The sequence below is a fragment of the Pseudomonas syringae pv. tagetis genome (assembly GCF_022557255.1).
Lineage (GTDB): Bacteria > Pseudomonadota > Gammaproteobacteria > Pseudomonadales > Pseudomonadaceae > Aquipseudomonas > Aquipseudomonas caricapapayae.
The window spans coordinates 2,087,344-2,104,475 of record NZ_CP092923.1 but is presented as its reverse complement, the minus strand read 5'-3'; the positions used below and the strand labels follow the sequence as shown (position 1 = coordinate 2,104,475).

Genomic DNA, 17,132 nt, shown 5'->3' with positions numbered 1-17,132 from the left:
GTCCGCTCACACCGACTGCGCGTGCGGCTTATGCGCCACAAAGCGCATCATCCACTCCGCAACCGTTGCTCCGTGGTGATCGTGGTCGAGGCTGGCAACCCCCTGTTGATAGATGTGCTCGCCCAATGCGTCCTGGCGAAGATCAAGCAAGGTGCGGGAAAACTCATGAATGAACTCGGGATGCCCCTGGAAACATAGCACCTGATCATTGATATGGTAGGCGGCAAACGGACAGAACTCGCTGGAAGCAAGGACCGTTGCGTTCTCGGGCAGCGCGGTAACCTGATCCTGGTGGCTGATCAGCAGCGTGAGTTTGTCCATCGCTGGCGTCATCCACGGCCTGGCGGGGGCCAGCTGGTAGTGATGGATACCGACTCCCCAGCCCTGCACGGCACGCTCGGTCTTGCCTCCCAGCAGCAAGGCCAGCAACTGGTGGCCAAAGCAGATACCCAGCAATTTTTCGCCGCGCTGATAAAGCTCCAGTAGATAAACCTTCAACGTCTGAATCCATGGATCGGTGCCAAATGAATCGGCTTTGCTGCCAGTCACCAGGTAGGCGTCGAACCGCTCGTCTGCAGGTGGGTAGTCCCCTTGCACCACGTTATAAACCGTCAACTCTGCAGCGATTGGCTGGCGCGCGAAGAGCAATTCGAACATCCGCCCGTAACCATGGTATTGCTCGACCAGTTCCGGTCGAAGGTTGTCGGTTTCCAGAATACAGATGCGTAAAGACATAAAAGAGACCCTGAAACAGTGATGAGGCAAAAGCGTATCGGCAGAGCCTGCCTTGAAGGCCGCAGCAAATCAAGCAACACCCTGCCCTGTCTCGGACGCGTAATTAGCGTAGAAAAATTCTGCCCCTGACGAACGGTGCAAAGCCGATGCTCCCCCACGAGGCGTCTAGAAAAGGCTTGTGCATTAAGCCATGCAGTTGGTAATAGCGTTAACTTCTAAACGCGCAACTTTAGATCCCCAACCGTTCTAAATTACAGGGCACCCCGGCTCTATGGTTAGATCTGTAACAGGAAGCGCGCAAAATCCTTTCAGCGCTCGGGCCGACGGTCGGATGATCGGGTCCACCTGTTCAGTGCGTACCCTTGTCGGCAAGTCGATCATCTGCGTCACAGAATCGATTTGCTTTGTCGCTCAGGAATAACAACAAAAGGCGGTCAGCCATGTTCAAGTTCAAGCAGTCCAAAGTACGTCAGGCGGGATTGATACTCTTTACCACTGCACTGTTATTGATTGTGCCTAACCTGAACCGGCTGTTCGGCTGATCACAGACGCTTTCGGTCCACGTATAACTGTGCCACTCTTTCCACTCGTACTGAGGGAGATGAGCCTATGCGCCAATGGATTGCTGTTTTTGCACTCGTCGGCAGCTTCGCTGCGCACGCGGGCATGGTGGATCAGGCTGCGGCCGTGGCAGCACTGAAAGAAGGCAAACTGGCGATGGATGTGCGCAGTCAGACTGACTACGACGCAGGCACGGTGTTGAATGCAGTGCGCGTCGATGACAGACGGCTGGTCAACCAGATGAAACAGGTACTCAACGACCGTAACGCGGTGTTCGTCATTTTCAGCAGCACTGACAGCAAGGCCGACAAGGCCCAGGACAAGCTTCGGGCTGCCGGCTACTACAGCGTCATTAATGGCGGTAACTACGAAGAGCTGCATAACGCGCTCTACGACATCACCGACGACCCTGCAGAATAGACAAAGGCCGGTGCTTTGGCTCCGGCCGTTTCGGTGATGCGCAGAGCAGTATTTACGAACTACTGATGCTGTGTCTGGACCTGCACACGGGTTTTCACTTTTGGCGTACCGGTCATGGGCGAAACCACAACCTTGGCGTGCATCTGTTCAGATCCGCCACCGCGGCGCATACCACGTACCGGACAGGCATCCAGATAGTCCAGCCCCACCGCCAGTTTCAAATGCCGTTCGGGAATGGCCAACTGATTGGTGACATCAAAACTGTACCAGGCGTCGTCTATCCAGGCCTCGGCCCACGCGTGGCTGGACAAATGCTCGCTGTCTTCGCTGCACAGATAGCCAGACACATAACGTGCAGGCACGCCAAGGCTGCGGGCGCACGCCAGAAAGGCATGGGTGTGATCCTGACAGACTCCCGAGCGCCCGGCGAAAGCCTGAGCAGCGCTGGTGTCCACTTCAGTCGAACCCTGCGTGTAGGTCATGTGCTGGTTGAGCGCCTGCATCAGATCGATCAGTGCGCTACGGTCCGCGCGCTTGTGGCATTCCCGCGCCGCGAAAGCGCGAATCGCTTCGTCGGGCTCGGTCAGCCGGGTAACGCGCAAAAACGGCAACGCTGATTGACTCTCATGCTCGGCCTCGCGGGTTTCGTCGATTTCCACCTGCCCACGCGCGCCGATAATGATCGCCTCGTGCGGCTCTTCCAGGCTCAGGACATGGAGGATATTGCCAAAGGGATCGATCTGCGCGCGTACCGGCCGCGGCAACGTCAGTTGCCAGCTGAGCACCTGCTGGCGCTCACTGTCGTGGGGTGTCAGGCGCAGATATTGAATACTCGAACGCACCTGATCATCGTATTGATAGGTGGTCTCATGACTTATGGAAAGTCTCATGCAGCCTCCAGATACGAAGTGTGGATGGCATCACCTAGTTGGGCCAGCATCGGGATGAATTCGTTCAACCACTCGTGCAGGCCCTCATCCAGAATCTCGTCGATACTGGTATAGCGCAATCGTGCATCCATCTCGGCGGCCATACGTTGTGCCGGTCGACCATTGACGCCGGGCAGACTGGCCAGGATGACGTCCATCTCTTCCAGACACGCCCGCAGTGAACGCGGAATGTCGGCACGCAGTAGCAACAGTTCAGCAACCTGACGCGCGCCGGGCGCATCCCGATAAACCTCGGTGTAGGCCTCGAACGAGGACAGTGCGCGCAACAAGGCGCTCCACTGGTAATAGCCAGCGGCCGAATTGTCCGCCGCGGCATTGGCCTGCGGCCCGCGCAATTCAAGCATTTCATAGCGGGCATCGAGCATGCGCATGGTGTTGTCAGCGCGCTCGATGAACGTTCCCAGACGGATGAAACGGAATGCATCGTTACGCATGATGGTGCCGTAGGTTGCACCACGGAACAGGTGAGAGCGCTCCTTGACCCACTCGCAGAAGCGACTCATGCCGTAACGGGTCAGGCCCTGCTGGGCGATGCCGCGAATTTCCAGCCAGGTGGAGTTGATGTTCTCCCACATGTCGGCGGTGATACGACCGCGCACCGCGTGCGCACTGGCCCTCGCGGCCCCCAGGCAGCTGTAGATGCTGGCCGGATTGGTCGCATCCAGAGCAAAGAAGTGCAGCATGCGCTCGGCATGCAGTTCACCATGACGCTCGACGTAGGTTTCCAGCGTTCCGGTAATCAGCAACGGCATGGCTATTTCATCCAGCCCATCGCCCCGCCCGTCTTGCGGCATCAACGACAGCGAATAGCTCACGTCCAGCATACGGGCGAGATTCTCCGCTCGCTCCAGGTAACGCGACATCCAGAAAAGATCAGAGGCAGTTCTACTTAACATTGGCAGGCATCCTTAATCCTCGACCACCCAGGTGTCTTTGGTTCCGCCACCCTGTGACGAATTGACCACCAGCGAGCCTTCACGCAAGGCCACTCGGGTAAGCCCGCCAGGTACAACACGGGTTTCGCGACCGGACAGGACAAAGGGGCGCAGATCGATGTGTCGCGGGGCTATGCCATTCTCGACAAAGGTCGGACAGGTCGACAGGCACAAGGTGGGCTGGGCGATGTACGCGTGTGGCTTGGCCTTGAGACGCGCCCGGAAGGCTTCGATCTCGGCGGCGGTCGCCGCAGGGCCGACCAGCATGCCGTAGCCCCCGGAGCCCTGGGTTTCCTTGACGACCAGATCACTCAGGTTGGCCAGCACATGTGACAGTTCTTCCGGCTTGCGGCACTGCCAGGTGGGTACGTTCTTGAGAATCGGCTCTTCGTCCAGGTAGAAGCGAATCATGTCGGTGACATACGGGTAAACCGACTTGTCATCGGCAACGCCGGTACCGATCGCATTGGCCAGAACCACATTCCCGGAACGGTAGGCTGCCAGCAGGCCGGGAACGCCCAGCATTGAATCAGGGTTGAACGCCAGCGGATCGAGAAATGCATCGTCAAGCCGTCGGTAGATCACATCGACAGCCTTGGGGCCGTCTGTGGTACGCATGAATACACGGTCATCGCGGACAAAAAGATCCGCGCCTTCCACCAGCTCGACGCCCATCTCGCGAGCCAGAAACGCATGCTCGAAAAAGGCGCTGTTAAAACGTCCGGGCGTCAGTACCACGACACTCGGATTGTCCAGATGACTTGAGCTCTTGAGCGTGTCGAGCAGCAGGTTCGGGTAATGATCGATGGGGGCGATGCGCTGGGCCGAGAACAGCTCCGGAAACAGACGCATCATCATCTTGCGGTCTTCGAGCATGTAGCTCACGCCGCTCGGGGTACGCAGGTTGTCTTCCAGCACGTAATACGTGCCGTCACCGTCACGCACCAGATCGACACCGGAAATATGCGAATACAGATCACGGTGCAAGTTCAAGCCCTGCATCGCCAACTGATACTGCTCGTTGGCCAGCACCTGCTCGGCAGGAATTATCCCGGCCTTGATAATGCGCTGGTCATGATAAAGATCCGCGAGAAACATGTTCAGCGCCTTGACACGCTGAATGCAGCCACGCTCGACAACACGCCATTCACTGGCCGGTATGCTGCGCGGGATGGTGTCGAAAGGAATAAGCCGCTCGGTCCCCTGCTCATCGCCATAGAGCGTGAACGTGATCCCGGCGCGATGAAACAGCAGATCGGCTTCGCGCCTGCGTTGAGCCAAAAGCTCGGGAGGCGTATCGCCCAGCCAGCGGGCAAACTCCCGATAGTGCGGGCGGACTACACCACCAGCATCGTACATCTCGTCATAAAAGGTGCGGATCATGCCGTACTCCTTGTCACCATGGACACCAAGACCATCGCAAAGCCCGTGCCACCGGCATAAACGCCTTATTATCAAATGGTTAGATAACTATCCAGCGCTCTGCGCACCATTCCTGTGCACTAAACGCCCAAGCCAATTCTTTCGCGCCTCATTCGGAAGCGTCATTCAACCGTGAAATCTATGATCAGCATAGTCAGAGTTGATTTCCGCCAACGATATTAGTTCGCCATACTCGCCAGCAACCGAGCAAACAGGGCACCAAACGGTACTTTTGCCTCACGCATTATTTTTTGGATCCGCTGGGCTGCCTGTGCGGATTTTAAACAGACTTCCCTTTGCGCCACTCATTTGAGTGGCTTTTTTTTGACCACTGTTTATGAACGAAAGCCGAAAACACAACCGGCTGATCCAGAACCTGTCCCGAATCAGCCGGTCGCGTATTGTCTGACAATAAACAAGTATCAAGCGTGCAGTCGTCTGATCTCCTGAGTGACACCCCAGCCTTCCACTTCACCGTCCATAGGTGAAATCACCGCCTGAAAGTCCTGTTCGAAGTCACCGATACCGTCATAGGTGGCGTACATCACTTTGCTCAATTGCAGGTGCCAGTTACCGTCGTCACGTATGTTGACCTGGGTGTTGAGGGATTCACCGCGAAATTGCTCTGCGGCCTGCCGTGCCCGCTCCTCGTCCGGGAAGATGGCGTAGAACTCGATAGGGTAGATTCGCGCGAAATCAAAACCGCCTTCTTTCATGCGGCGCAGTACGTTACTGCTGATGTCCTCTTGATAGGCTGTGCTCATGAAACGTCCTCCTATGCAACGATAGATAGAGTTTCAACTCTTCCAGAGCGACCGCCGAATCATCGGGGGCCGCCACACGACAGGTAATCCGGCGTGGGGAATCAAGCATGTAGCTGACCGGACCAGGCTTGGCACAGGTCGGATATCGAGATGTCAGAGGCCGCTTCAACGGCCTCATCTGCAGAGTAGACCCTTCACGGGGCAGATGCCAAGTGGTTGCCACGAAAAGCTTTTTGAATCACTTCAGGTCAGGCGACTTCTGTAATGGAAATGATCTGCACGCTGTTATGGTCCTTGAGCGTCTTCACGGTCGGCTCTTCGGTACGCCCGTCAAGATCATTCAGATTCAGCTCATCGGTGACCGGGTACAGGTCCTTGCGCAGAAAACGCGCGGCGTCCTCAGGGGTCGGGCACTCGTCAAAGCCAGCCTCAACACGCTGCTGCACACCATCCTTGTCCAGGTACAAAATGGCCCACTGTTTCATCAATGCCTCCAGAACGAAGCCAGGCACTCTGGCTTATGTGATCTGGACCTTTTGGCCCGCGCATTCGTTCCAACGAATTAAGCCGGACAGCCTGCCATCGCGGGCAAAACAAAAGGCCCTCGCAGTGGATGCCGAGGGCCTTTTGTCTGTGGACTGATCCGGCTCGCCGGTTACCCGTACGAGTCGGTTTTCATCAGTTGCGGTTCTTGCTGGCTTCTACACCTGCTGTGTTATCCAGAAGGCTCTTGGTGGCCGTCTGCAGGAAGCTTTCCAGCTTGCGCTTGAGCTCCTGAGCGTCAGGTGCATCAGGCACCTCCTCGGCATGCGGCTTGGCGCCAAGGCTATAGGTCAACAACTTGGCAGGCATTTCCGTCGGTTCGATCAGAATGCGGTTGCCGCTGATGATCGCGACCACCTGCTCGCTGCCCGACGGTTTGATCACGCCAAACCCCTTGTCGCCCTCTGGCAGATTGAGCAGATCGCGGCCCCAGCACTGGTTGCGGTTCAGGCCACCCAGACGCCCCATGATGGTCGGCACTACGTCGACCTGCGTACCCACGATGCTGCTGCGCTGACCGAACTTCTCCTGCACACCAGGACCGATCAGCAGCAGAGGCACGTTGAAACGGCCCAGGTCCATTTCGGTCAGTTGCTTGTCGTTACCAAAACCATGGTCGCCCAGTACCACGAACAGCGTGTTCTTGAAGTATGGCTCTTTTTTGGCCTTCTCGAAGAACTGGCCCAGCGCCCAGTCGGCATAACGCATGGCGGTCAGATGCTCGTCCAGCGAACCGTGGCCGGTCACGCGCTCGACCGGCAGCGGATCCGGCAAGGCATACGGCGTGTGGTTGGACAGGGTCTGCAGCAGCGCATAGAACGGCTTGCCGTCCTGACGGGCCTTGAGCTCCTGCGCACCCCGATCGAACATGTCCTGGTCGGAAACACCCCAGGTCGGATCGGAGAACACCGGATTGACGAAGTCCTCGCGACCGACAAAGTTGGTCATGCCCTGGTTGCTGAAGAAACCGGACTGGTTGTCCCAGGCAAAGTTGCCGTTATAGACGTAGACGTCATCGTAGTTACGCCCCGTGCTCAGCAGTTGCGGGAGGCCTGACAGCTTGTGACTGCCTTCCGGCGTCTGCATCAGGTACTCGAAGCCCGGCAGGTTCGGGAAGCACGCCATGGTGGCGAACATACCCTGGTGGGTGTGAGTGCCGTTGGAGAAGAAGTGATCGAACAACAAGCCTTCCCTGGACAACTTGTCGAAGTACGGCGTGATATTGGCATCGCTGCCCAGAGCCCCCACCGAATGGCCGGCGAAGCTTTCCATCAGGATGACCACCACATTGCGGATCGGCAAGGTGTTCTCTGCCGGCGGCGTGAAGTCGCGGCGCACAGCGGCAATATCCGGCTCGACCAGCTTGTCGTGCGGGGTCAGCAGCATGTCGCGCACGGTCTGCTGGGCCTCGTTCTGTGGCAGCGTGGCTTTCCAGATGTTGTCGCGATCTTCGGACATCCGGCTCTTGGCTGCAGTGATCAACGTCAGTGTGCCGTTGAGACCCAGCTGATTGGCGAAGTTGGAGTCAGTGGTGTAAGCGTCACCCCAGCGCAGCGGCGGGCCCTGGCGCAGGGTGCCACGGATGCAGACCACCATGACCAGCAACACCAGAACGAATACGCCGACGCGCATGTACCACGGCGCAACGGAGCGAGTGCCCGCCGAGCTGGCGTTTGCAGCAAGGCGTGGACGGGTTGCACGATCAATGCCCTTGAACACCAGACTCAGCAGCCAGGTCACCACTGCCCAGGCCAGCAGGTAGCGCACCACCGGAAAGCCGTACCAGAGCATGCTCAGAACGGTCTTTGGGTCTTCCTTGACATATTGAAACACCAGCCCGTTCAGGCGCTGGTGGAACTCACGATAAAAATCCATTTCCATCAAGCCGAAAAACAGCGTGATGCTGCCGACCAGGGTCAGCCAGAAACGGAAGAACCCGCGTGCCGCCATGGCCCGGGCGCTGAACAGCGACAGCACCAGCGGAATGAGCAGGTACATGGTCAGGCGCAGGTCGAAACGTGTGCCGTTGAAAAGCGCTTCAAGGAACGTCGAGGCTGGCGTGTCGCCAATCATCTCGCGGTTGTAGACCAGCAGACCGATACGCAACAGTGTGTACATCACCATCAGAGCGAAGCCGCTGAGCAGGATGTAAGCCAGATGCGATTTGACAGTCGGGTTTTGCAGGCGGGCTTGCCGATGAATCTGGGCGTCCGTTTTGGCCATGGTTGTCAGGATCCGGTGGAGTCAGGAGTAGGTTCAGGGTGCAGCACCGCCCTCCTTCAAGAGAGGGGCGGTGTGCGACAGGGCGCAGATATTACTTGATTGCGGGTCGTCAGGGGCCTGAGCAGCCCATGAAGACGCTTGCCTGTTCAGCTTCGCGCGCAATTCTGGGACAGAACGTGTGAAATTTCTGTCGCCAGCCGCGCGTATCAACGTCTTTCAGGGCCAACCCGGCTGGGCAACGCCGTATCGATGGTCAGTCGTTGCTGGCCTTGCTCACAGCCTGCAATACGTACTGCGGCAAGGCGAATGCGCCGATATGAACTTCAGGGTTGTAATAGCGCGTAACAATACCGCTGCCGGTGAAACGCTGACGCAGGGTTTCCACCGGCAGTTTGCGGTAGCTCTTGTCAGTTGCGCCCCACGCGAAGGTCATCGCCCCGCCGATATAGGTCGGGATGGCAGCCTGATAGAAGTGCCAGTCGGCAAACAGACCGTTCATGCGCCCGGCCGTGGTCTGCACACCGCTCAATTGCATGAATGGCGTGCCGTTCTGGGTCACCAGAATGCCGCCTTCGTTCAAGCAGCGATGGCAGGCCTGATAGAAGTTTTCCGAGAACAGCACTTCACCGGGGCCGATCGGGTCGGTGGAGTCGGAGATGATCACGTCGAATTTCTCGTCAGTCGTCGCGACAAAGCGCATGCCGTCGTCGATGACCAGATTCAGACGCGAATCGTCAAAGGCGCCGTTGGAGTGATTCGGCAAAAACTCTTTGCACATCTCGACCACCGTGGCGTCGATCTCGACCATGGTGATATGTTCGACCGTCAGGTGCTTGGCCACTTCACGCAACATGCCGCCGTCGCCACCGCCGATGATCAGTACACGCCTGGCGGCACCGTGAGCCAGAATCGGCACGTGGGTGAGCATTTCGTGGTAGATGAACTCATCCGCCTCTGTGGTCTGGATGACGCCGTCCAGAGCCATGACACGGCCCATGCGCGGGTTCTGGAAGATCACCAGATGCTGGTGTTCGGTGCGCACTTCGTGAAGCATTTTTTCCATACGAAAGCGCTGGCCGTAGCCTTCGTACAACGTTTCCTGATAATCGCTCATGGGTAAGCTCCCGCTGGGTACTGATGACAGGACGGCCGACCGCCCGCAACAAAGGCGCGCATTCTACGTCGAGGAGCATGACAGGTCGAACCTCTGTGCAGCTTATCCCATGCAGATGACTGCTCCCTTAAACGAAAAACGCCTGATTACCGGGGCAATCAAGCGTTCCTTTGCAGCCTGTCGACGTATCAGATGCGTACGTTGCCGCGCGGCCCGAGAATTGCCCAGATGATCAGGCCCACAACAGGCAACAGCACGATCAGCAATACCCAGAGGATTTTCTTGCCGGTCTCTGCGCCGCTTTTCAAGACATTGATGATGGCCCAGATATCGAGCGCCAGAATGATCAAGCCGACCAGGCCATTGAAGCTAGAACCCATGGTGTTGCCCCTAATTGAATGCTTACCTTCCTAGGATAGTTGCGCCGTTCGGGGGTTCCGTTGAACCAACCTTATATTCTCGGGCTCCCAATCGGGGTCAACTTCGCATTTCATCCGCCATCGCTTTCAACCCTCACAAAGGTAGCCGTTTTCATGCCAACGCCCGCACACCCCCGAACGCCCTGGGCGACATGGTCCAGCCATCTTCAGGGCAGCCCGCTGGTAAGCCTGGGCTTCGCGCTCGCTCTACTGATCGTCGCCGGCCTGATCGGCATCAGCCTCTACAACGCCTTCTACGGCACCAGTCAGGTCAACTTCAATCATGCATTGCTCGGCGGGACAGCCGGTTTTCTGGCCACAGCACTGGGCGCGATCATGGCCGTCGCCCTGCGCAACGTCTCGCAACGCGCTCAGGACATCATGCTCGGCTTTGCCGCTGGCATGATGCTGGCTGCCAGTTCGTTCTCGCTGATACTGCCGGGGCTGGAGGCCGCAAGGGACATTACCGACAGCGGACCATGGGCCGCTGCAACGGTTGTCGCGGGGCTTGGACTGGGCGTGCTATTGATGCTGGGTCTGGACAAGTTCACCCCGCACGAGCATGAAAGCGTAGGTCGTCAGGGGCCCCATTCGGAGCGCATCAGTCGGGTCTGGCTATTCGTCCTGGCGATCACCCTGCATAACCTGCCCGAGGGCATGGCGATAGGCGTCAGTTTCGCCAGCGGCGACATGAATGTCGGCTTGCCGTTGACCACGGCCATCGCCATTCAGGACATTCCTGAAGGTCTGGCCATCGCGCTGGCCCTGCGTGCTACGGGGCTGTCGGCATTCAAGGCGATGCTGGTGGCTATCGGTTCAGGCCTGATGGAACCGCTGGGCGCGCTGGTGGGCCTGGGGATTTCCAGCGGCTTTGCCATTGCCTATCCGCTGAGCATGGGGCTCGCGGCAGGCGCGATGATCTTCGTGGTGTCCCATGAAGTCATCCCGGAAACCCACCGCAACGGCCATCAGACCTCGGCAACGCTGGGGCTGATGGGTGGCTTTGCAGTGATGATGTTTCTTGACACCGCCCTGGGCTAACCGCGCAACGCTTGCAGTGCAGGGGCGGCATGGATGCCGGCCAGCGCTGCCAGTTCGAGCACACGCGCCTCGTCACGACCGTAAACCAGCACTGCTTGCAATTCGTCATCCAGTGGCTGGCTGAAATTCATCAAGACATAGCCGCCCATGTCCTTGTTCATGCTGCTCAATTGAATCTGAATACGATTGAGCGCTACGAGCGGTTCGACCTTGGCCAACTGTTTCGGCTTGATGTTGAACGTCACATCCTTGCCGAACGATTGCACGATCTGCTCGAACAGCTCCATGTAGCTGTCAGCCTGGAACAGTACTGTCTCCGGCAAACTCCCCACCACCACCCATTCGCCCAACGGGATCGGAAAGGTGTCGTCGTAGTTGATATCAGGATTAGCGGTCAGAAACGCCTGAGGGTCGGCATACGCCTGCGCCGCCTCATCGGCAATATGCACGATTTCATCGTCGCCCATGCAGCCGGAGCTGACTTTGCTGATTAATTCGACCAGAGAGTCTTTCATGATGGCGATCCTGATAACGGGCAAAAAAAGAGGCGCGAAGGATAACGGTAAATCCTTCGCGCCTCTATGTTCATGCCTGAGTACTTGCGCCCATGAAGAGCATGGCCTCATGACCGGGCTGGCTGTACACCCAGTTTCGTCAACTGCTCGATGGTGACAGTCGCACCCATCGCCTGAGCGGCACCCAGTGCGTTAATGCCCTTGGCATCAGTGGCATGCGGATCTGCGCCCTGACTGATCAGGTAATCGACTATCTCGTTACGATTGAACATGGCGGCCATCATCAGTGCGGTACGACCGTCGGCAGAGGCCCCGTCCACATTGGCACCCGCCTCCACCAGCAACCGGACCACTGCCAGATCACCTTTGAACGCGGCACCGGCGATAGGGCTCTGGCCATTGTCATTACGGATTTCCGGATCGGCCCTGAAACTCAGCAGCACCCTGACCGCATCCGCATGACAGTGATAGCTGGCCAGCATCAATAGCGTGTCGCCCTTGTGATTGCGCAAATCTGCAGGCAATCCCTTTTCAAGCAGGCGCTCGAGCATGACTGCATTTCCCTGACGAGCCACGTCGAAGACTTGCTCGGCGAACTCGGCTGCTTCGTCTTCGGTCATGGTTTTCGACGGGCTGATATCTGTATCGGTCATTAAATGGCTCCTTGGCGCACGGCACTCCGGGCATTTGATGGCCCGGCAGCGATAAACACACTGACCGCAAGTCTCGCTGGCTGTTCGATCGGCATCAGAGACAGCAGCGAAATCCTCCAATACTCCGTTCTGCCCGATTGACCACGGTCAGGAACCGGCAAAATGCAGGGCGCACGATGGGCGTTCATGCAAAATGCACGAGACCTGAAAATCGATAATATTTTAACTGCTTGATTTTAAAGGATTTAATTCAAGTGCAAATACTGGCACAGACACTGCAATAGTACTTGCAAGCTTATTATCCCATGAGCAATGGAGCCGCCTGACATGACCTTTATTCAAGAAAAATTCGCTTCCGTATTCTCCGACTACACCGTCACCACCCAGCCACGTCCTGATGGTGGTGTACTGTTGTCGTTGCGTACTCACGATGGCAAACAGATCCGTCGCTCCGTGTCTTATGCTCAGTTGCACACTCCGGTTCAACTGGAATGGGTAATCAGCGCTATCCGCCGCGACCTGGCTGCACAAGCCAGCGAGTTGCCAGCCATTTCGATGCTGCAAAGCCAGCACCGCTTCGATCTGCCGACTTACCACACCCGTTGATTTTCTCGCCACCCTTTGTGGGTGGCGTCCGCTGTACGCTCTCTCATCCCTTGTTTGCCGCGATTACATTTTGTTTTCGCGGCTTTTTTTTACCCACTATTTTGGCTGCCTGTGGTTGATGAGCTATCTGATCAGACCACGGCAAAGCGCCTCACCTACTGCCTGCGCCCGATTGGCAACACCCAGTTTGGAATAAATGGTCTTGAGATGATATTTCACCGTCGACTCCGACACATCGCGGATCATGGATATCTCCCAGGCGGTTTTTCCGTCTCTGGCCCACTGCAGCACCTCCAGTTCCCGATGGGTCAGACCACGAGAACAGAATTTCAAACCCCGCGCGACGCTATGCAGCACTGGCATGAGACTGCTCATGAGGTATTTTTGTTCAGCCGAGATCATGCGTTCCACCTCGCCCAGTGTGCAGACCGATGTGACACTGTCAGTACCGCGGCAATGGTTAGTGTAGCCGTAAGAAATAGCCGGAAGCAGTCCGCCCGCCTCGACGAGCTCGTCGTAACGTGCTGAGACCGGGTATTGCCTGAATGCGTCCTGCCAGTTTATGAACCCCAGCTGATTACGGTAACAACGGATGACCGGGTCCTGGGTGATCAACTCATGCTGGCGGTAGGCCTTGCCCCAGGCATCATCGACATTGGACGTAATGAACGTCAGCAACAGCGGCCCTTTGAACTGATAGAACATCGCCCGCTCACTGCCACATTCGCGTCGCAGCCACTGGAGGGCATTTTCGATGGCGGTCTGGCCATCGAGTTCGGTGATTGTGCTTACCATCTGCTGTATCAAAAGATCCCTGCTTGCGCTTTCTGTAATGGCACTGCCCATCGCTACCGCTCCTTCTGCGCCCGTGAACGGGTACACGTGTTGTCCCTGACTCGGGGGCGATGGCGCAGAAATTACACGAATAATCGCTTTGAAGAAGGATGAGCCAAACAAACAGATTCAACGCACTTTCAGGCAGGAAACGCCTTACTCGACAGCAGGAAACGCCCTACAGAAATGGCGCGCAAGCCTTGCAGCAGGCAGATTTTCAGGCCGCGCCACCAGGGCGATGGCGCGCGTAACAGACTGGAGTCGTCTAGAAAGAAGCAGGGTCGATGAGTGCAAAGCTGCTCACACAGCGGTGTCCAGCAAGCACCCCGCCCTCACGCGCCAGACCGCAAGTGGCCATCCCGGCGGCCTGGGCAGCGTCGAGTTCCTCGACGATATCGGAGAGGAACAGAATGTCCTGGGCGGGACAGCCAATTGCTTGTGCAATTGTCCGATATGACTGCGCTTCGCGCTTGGGACCGGACGTTGTATCGAAATAACCGCTGAACAGACCGGAAAGATCACCCGCTTCGGAACAGCCGAAGATAAGCTGCTGGGCTTGAATCGAGCCTGACGAGTAAACGTAGAGACCGTAGCCCTGCTGATGCCAGAGCTTCAATGCGTCGACGGCATCCGGGTAAACATGGCCTTTGAGCACTCCCGCGTTATAGCCCTGCTCCCAGATCATGCCCTGCAATGCCTTGAGCGGCGTGGCCTTGCGGTCCTCGGCAATCCATTCCAGCAATATCGCGATAACCCTTTCGACATCGGCGGCTGGCTCATTGGCCTCGGCGCGCACTGCGTGCAGTTGCGACGATACGAGCGGCTGCCCGGCATTTTGCCGAACAAATTCGGGCAAGTGTTTTCTGGCGAATGGAAACAACACCTCGAAAACAAAACTCACTGCACTGGTAGTGCCTTCGATATCCGTGAGGACAGCTTTGATGGGCATCAGAATCGGGCTCCTGTCAGTCTTCCAGCCGTGGAAAACGGCCGGCAATATCTTCACCGGTGAAATTCGCCACCCAGCCTTCCGGGTTGTTGAACAACCGAATGGCAACGAAATGCGGATTCTCACCCATATCGAACCAGTGCCGTGTGCCGGCCGGTACCGAAATCAGGTCGTTCTTCTCGCATAGCACGGCGTACACATAATCTTCGATGTGCAGCGTGAACAAGCCCCGTCCGGCCACAAAAAAGCGTACTTCGTCCTCGCCATGCCGGTGCTCTTCAAGGAATTTGGCGCGTAACTCGGCTTTCTGCGGATGGTCACTGCTGAGACTGATGACGTCTACGGTGACATAGCCACGTTCGGTCATCAGTTTGTCGATCTGGGTACGATAGGCGCTGATCACCTCTTCCTGACTGGCACCGGGGGTGATCGGCGTTGCCGCTTCCCAGCGGTCGAACGCCACGCCGTGCTCGGCCAGCGTCGAGGCAATGTCTTCCAGATGGGTCAGCACCTTATTGGGCGTGTCGGGGCTTGAAACGTGATAAACGGACAAGCTGCTCATGGCATGAATCCTCGGTTTGGGGCACCGCCTTCCGGCTTTTACAGGCCGGTCAGGCTCACAGACTGGTTTAATACGGCGTCTTTAACGGTTCAGTACCGCGCGCATTTTCAGCTCGCACTCGAACAGAAACTCGAACGCCTCGATCTGGCGCAATGCATCACTCATTTTCGCTCCCCAGGTGTAAAGGCCGTGACCACGAATCAGGTAGCCGGCGCAATCGGGATGGGCGTCGAGCCAAGGCTGCACTTTTGCGGCGAGACGGGCAATATCCTGATCATTGTCAAAAATCGGGACCACGACCTGTGACTGATGAGTGATCACGCCATGAAAAGCCTTCTGCAGTTCATAGTCCTCGAACACCAGATGATCGGCAGCGGTCAGCCTTGAAAGCACCGTTGCGTTCACCGAGTGGGTGTGCAATACAGCACCGACCTGTGGTCTGCAGCTATAAAGCTGGGTATGCAGCAACGTTTCGGCAGACGGTTTTTTGCCTGGTTCCAGGCTGTTGCCAGCCAGATCGGTAGCCAGCACATCGTCGGGACCCAACTGGCCCTTGTGCTTGCCGGATACGGTCAGCAGCGCTTCACTGGCCGAAAGGCGGGCAGAATAATTGCTGCTGGTGGCAGGCGACCAGCCACGGCCATACAGGAAGCGCCCGGCTTCGATGATTTCCAGGCTCAGTTGTTCGCGGCTCATACACCTTCCTCTTTCTTGGGTGTGACAATCATGACGGCTGCGGCAAAGGCTGCAAGGCTGGCGATGGCAAATGTCCAGGCAGGCCCCAGCGCGTTCCAGCTATAGCCGGAGTACAGCGCGCCCAAGGCTCCACCAACACCGGACAAGGCAGCATACAGTGCCTGCCCCTGCCCTTGCTGGCGCGGGCCAAAACTACTTTGCACGAAATGAATGGCAGCGGCGTGAAAGCTGCCGAACGTAGCGGCATGCATCACCTGCGCAATCAGCAGCGCAGTCAAATGATCGGCAAACATGCCCAACAGCAGCCAGCGCAGCGCCGCCAGCAGAAAACTGGCGAACAGCACCTGGCGCACGGAAAACCGCTGCAGAATACGGCTCATTGCCATGAACATCAGCACTTCAGCCACAACGCCGAGCGCCCATAACATGCCGATGAGACCGCGGCTGTAGCCGAGTGCCTCCAGGTGCAGGGTCAAAAAGGTGTAATACGGGCCATGACTGAGCACCATCAGCGCAACGCTGACGTAAAACGCCCACACACCGGGTCTTCCCAGTTGCCGAAGAAAACCGCCCGCCTCCGCTTCCCGCGTCGACGGCGCAGGATGCGCGTTCGGAACCCACCAGCTGCTGAGAGCGATACCCGACATGATCGCCAGCACGATGTAGGGGAACAGGTCCAGGCTGAACCACTCGAACACCCGCCCCAGCACCACCACCGCAAGAATGAAGCCGATCGAGCCCCACAGCCTGATCTGGCTGTAGCGCGAGGTCTGGCCTTGAAGGTGCGCGAGGGTGATGACCTCAAACTGCGGAAGGATGGCGTGCCAGAAGAATGCATAGAGCGCCATGACCATCGCCAGCCAGGGGTAACTTTTTTCCACCAGGATCAGCGAAAATGCCAGCAGCGTGCAGAGGGCACCAGAACGCACAATTATCAGCCGGCGCCCGGTATGGTCGCCCAGCCAGCCCCAGATATTGGGGGCTACACAGCGCATCAGCATGGGAATGGCGATCAGTTCGCCGATTCGTGCGCTGGAAAAACCTAAATGGTGAAGGTAAAGGGCCATGAACGGCGCGGACAGGCCGAGCAAGGCGAAATAACACACGTAGAACCCGGACAGCCGCCAGTACGGAAGCTGTCCGCCGCAAGCTTGCGCCACGCTAGCAATCCGCGACCGTGACGGCATGCA

At 57.5% G+C, this 17,132-nt stretch carries 19 protein-coding genes; 3 read left to right on the top strand and 16 right to left on the bottom strand.

The annotated features are described in order from the left end of the window. Nucleotides 1-6: 6 nt before the first annotated feature. On the bottom strand, nucleotides 7-735 hold the full coding sequence (locus MME58_RS09545; protein WP_054987742.1) for an amidotransferase: 729 nt from the start codon (nucleotides 733-735) through the stop codon (nucleotides 7-9). Nucleotides 736-1,344: 609 nt separating this feature from the next. On the opposite strand from MME58_RS09545, the gene MME58_RS09540 reads away from it, so the two are divergent. Then, a complete protein-coding gene (locus tag MME58_RS09540; protein ID WP_054987741.1) occupies nucleotides 1,345-1,716 on the top strand; it encodes a rhodanese-like domain-containing protein in 372 nt (123 codons plus the stop codon). Between the two features lie 59 nt (nucleotides 1,717-1,775). On the opposite strand, the gene MME58_RS09535 is transcribed toward MME58_RS09540, so the two are convergent. The 8 genes from MME58_RS09535 to MME58_RS09500 form a co-directional block, all read right to left on the bottom strand. Continuing rightward, complete coding sequence (locus MME58_RS09535; protein ID WP_054987740.1) at nucleotides 1,776-2,606, bottom strand: transglutaminase family protein; 831 nt, start codon at nucleotides 2,604-2,606, stop codon at nucleotides 1,776-1,778. Then, nucleotides 2,603-3,562 (bottom strand): alpha-E domain-containing protein, encoded by a 960-nt coding sequence (locus MME58_RS09530; protein ID WP_054987739.1) that lies wholly within the window; start codon nucleotides 3,560-3,562, stop codon nucleotides 2,603-2,605. The genes MME58_RS09535 and MME58_RS09530 overlap by 4 nt, the downstream gene beginning before the upstream one ends. A 12-nt stretch (nucleotides 3,563-3,574) precedes the next feature. Then, nucleotides 3,575-4,984 carry a circularly permuted type 2 ATP-grasp protein gene (locus MME58_RS09525; RefSeq protein ID WP_054987738.1) on the bottom strand — a complete coding sequence of 470 codons (1,410 nt, stop codon included), beginning with the start codon at nucleotides 4,982-4,984 and terminating at the stop codon, nucleotides 3,575-3,577. A 461-nt stretch (nucleotides 4,985-5,445) separates the two neighbouring features. Beyond that, nucleotides 5,446-5,787, bottom strand: a complete 342-nt coding sequence (locus MME58_RS09520; protein WP_054987737.1) for a ribonuclease E inhibitor RraB — start codon at nucleotides 5,785-5,787, stop codon at nucleotides 5,446-5,448. A gap of 248 nt (nucleotides 5,788-6,035) precedes the next feature. Next, entirely contained in the window at nucleotides 6,036-6,272 is a 237-nt protein-coding gene (locus tag MME58_RS09515; RefSeq protein WP_054987736.1) for a hypothetical protein, read from the bottom strand. A gap of 193 nt (nucleotides 6,273-6,465) precedes the next feature. Next, a complete protein-coding gene (locus MME58_RS09510) occupies nucleotides 6,466-8,553 on the bottom strand; it encodes an LTA synthase family protein (protein WP_054987735.1) in 2,088 nt (695 codons plus the stop codon). A gap of 253 nt (nucleotides 8,554-8,806) precedes the next feature. Further along, nucleotides 8,807-9,667 (bottom strand): polyamine aminopropyltransferase, encoded by an 861-nt coding sequence (gene speE, locus MME58_RS09505; RefSeq protein ID WP_054987734.1) that lies wholly within the window; start codon nucleotides 9,665-9,667, stop codon nucleotides 8,807-8,809. A gap of 188 nt (nucleotides 9,668-9,855) precedes the next feature. Beyond that, nucleotides 9,856-10,047: a PLDc N-terminal domain-containing protein gene (locus MME58_RS09500; RefSeq protein WP_002552853.1), complete on the bottom strand. Its 192-nt coding sequence runs from the start codon at nucleotides 10,045-10,047 to the stop codon at nucleotides 9,856-9,858. Between the two features lie 153 nt (nucleotides 10,048-10,200). Here MME58_RS09500 and MME58_RS09495 point away from each other — a divergent pair, with 153 nt between their 5' ends. Beyond that, nucleotides 10,201-11,127, top strand: a complete 927-nt coding sequence (locus MME58_RS09495; protein ID WP_054987733.1) for a ZIP family metal transporter — start codon at nucleotides 10,201-10,203, stop codon at nucleotides 11,125-11,127. On the opposite strand, the gene MME58_RS09490 is transcribed toward MME58_RS09495, so the two are convergent. Both MME58_RS09490 and MME58_RS09485 read right to left on the bottom strand, forming a co-directional pair. After that, a complete protein-coding gene (locus tag MME58_RS09490) occupies nucleotides 11,124-11,642 on the bottom strand; it encodes a hypothetical protein (RefSeq protein ID WP_054987732.1) in 519 nt (172 codons plus the stop codon). The two genes, MME58_RS09495 and MME58_RS09490, sit on opposite strands and share 4 nt — an antisense overlap. A 107-nt stretch (nucleotides 11,643-11,749) precedes the next feature. Continuing rightward, on the bottom strand, nucleotides 11,750-12,295 hold the full coding sequence (locus MME58_RS09485) for an ankyrin repeat domain-containing protein (RefSeq protein WP_055006208.1): 546 nt from the start codon (nucleotides 12,293-12,295) through the stop codon (nucleotides 11,750-11,752). Nucleotides 12,296-12,622: 327 nt separating this feature from the next. Here MME58_RS09485 and MME58_RS09480 point away from each other — a divergent pair, with 327 nt between their 5' ends. Continuing rightward, nucleotides 12,623-12,901, top strand: a complete 279-nt coding sequence (locus MME58_RS09480) for a DUF3509 domain-containing protein (protein WP_002552849.1) — start codon at nucleotides 12,623-12,625, stop codon at nucleotides 12,899-12,901. A 123-nt stretch (nucleotides 12,902-13,024) separates the two neighbouring features. Here the strand turns inward: MME58_RS09480 and MME58_RS09475 are convergent, their stop codons facing one another. The 5 genes from MME58_RS09475 to MME58_RS09455 all read right to left on the bottom strand — a co-directional run bounded on the left by MME58_RS09475 (nucleotide 13,025) and on the right by MME58_RS09455 (nucleotide 17,102). Continuing rightward, nucleotides 13,025-13,747: a helix-turn-helix transcriptional regulator gene (locus tag MME58_RS09475; RefSeq protein ID WP_054987730.1), complete on the bottom strand. Its 723-nt coding sequence runs from the start codon at nucleotides 13,745-13,747 to the stop codon at nucleotides 13,025-13,027. Nucleotides 13,748-14,000: 253 nt separating this feature from the next. Next, nucleotides 14,001-14,684 (bottom strand): acireductone synthase, encoded by a 684-nt coding sequence (mtnC, locus tag MME58_RS09470; protein ID WP_055006209.1) that lies wholly within the window; start codon nucleotides 14,682-14,684, stop codon nucleotides 14,001-14,003. Between the two features lie 16 nt (nucleotides 14,685-14,700). Beyond that, nucleotides 14,701-15,246 carry a 1,2-dihydroxy-3-keto-5-methylthiopentene dioxygenase gene (locus MME58_RS09465; RefSeq protein ID WP_055006210.1) on the bottom strand — a complete coding sequence of 182 codons (546 nt, stop codon included), beginning with the start codon at nucleotides 15,244-15,246 and terminating at the stop codon, nucleotides 14,701-14,703. Between the two features lie 81 nt (nucleotides 15,247-15,327). Then, nucleotides 15,328-15,942: a methylthioribulose 1-phosphate dehydratase gene (locus tag MME58_RS09460; RefSeq protein ID WP_055006211.1), complete on the bottom strand. Its 615-nt coding sequence runs from the start codon at nucleotides 15,940-15,942 to the stop codon at nucleotides 15,328-15,330. Further along, a complete protein-coding gene (locus MME58_RS09455) occupies nucleotides 15,939-17,102 on the bottom strand; it encodes an MFS transporter (RefSeq protein ID WP_082427480.1) in 1,164 nt (387 codons plus the stop codon). Before MME58_RS09455 ends, MME58_RS09460 begins: the two co-directional genes overlap by 4 nt. Between the last annotated feature and the right edge of the window lie 30 nt (nucleotides 17,103-17,132).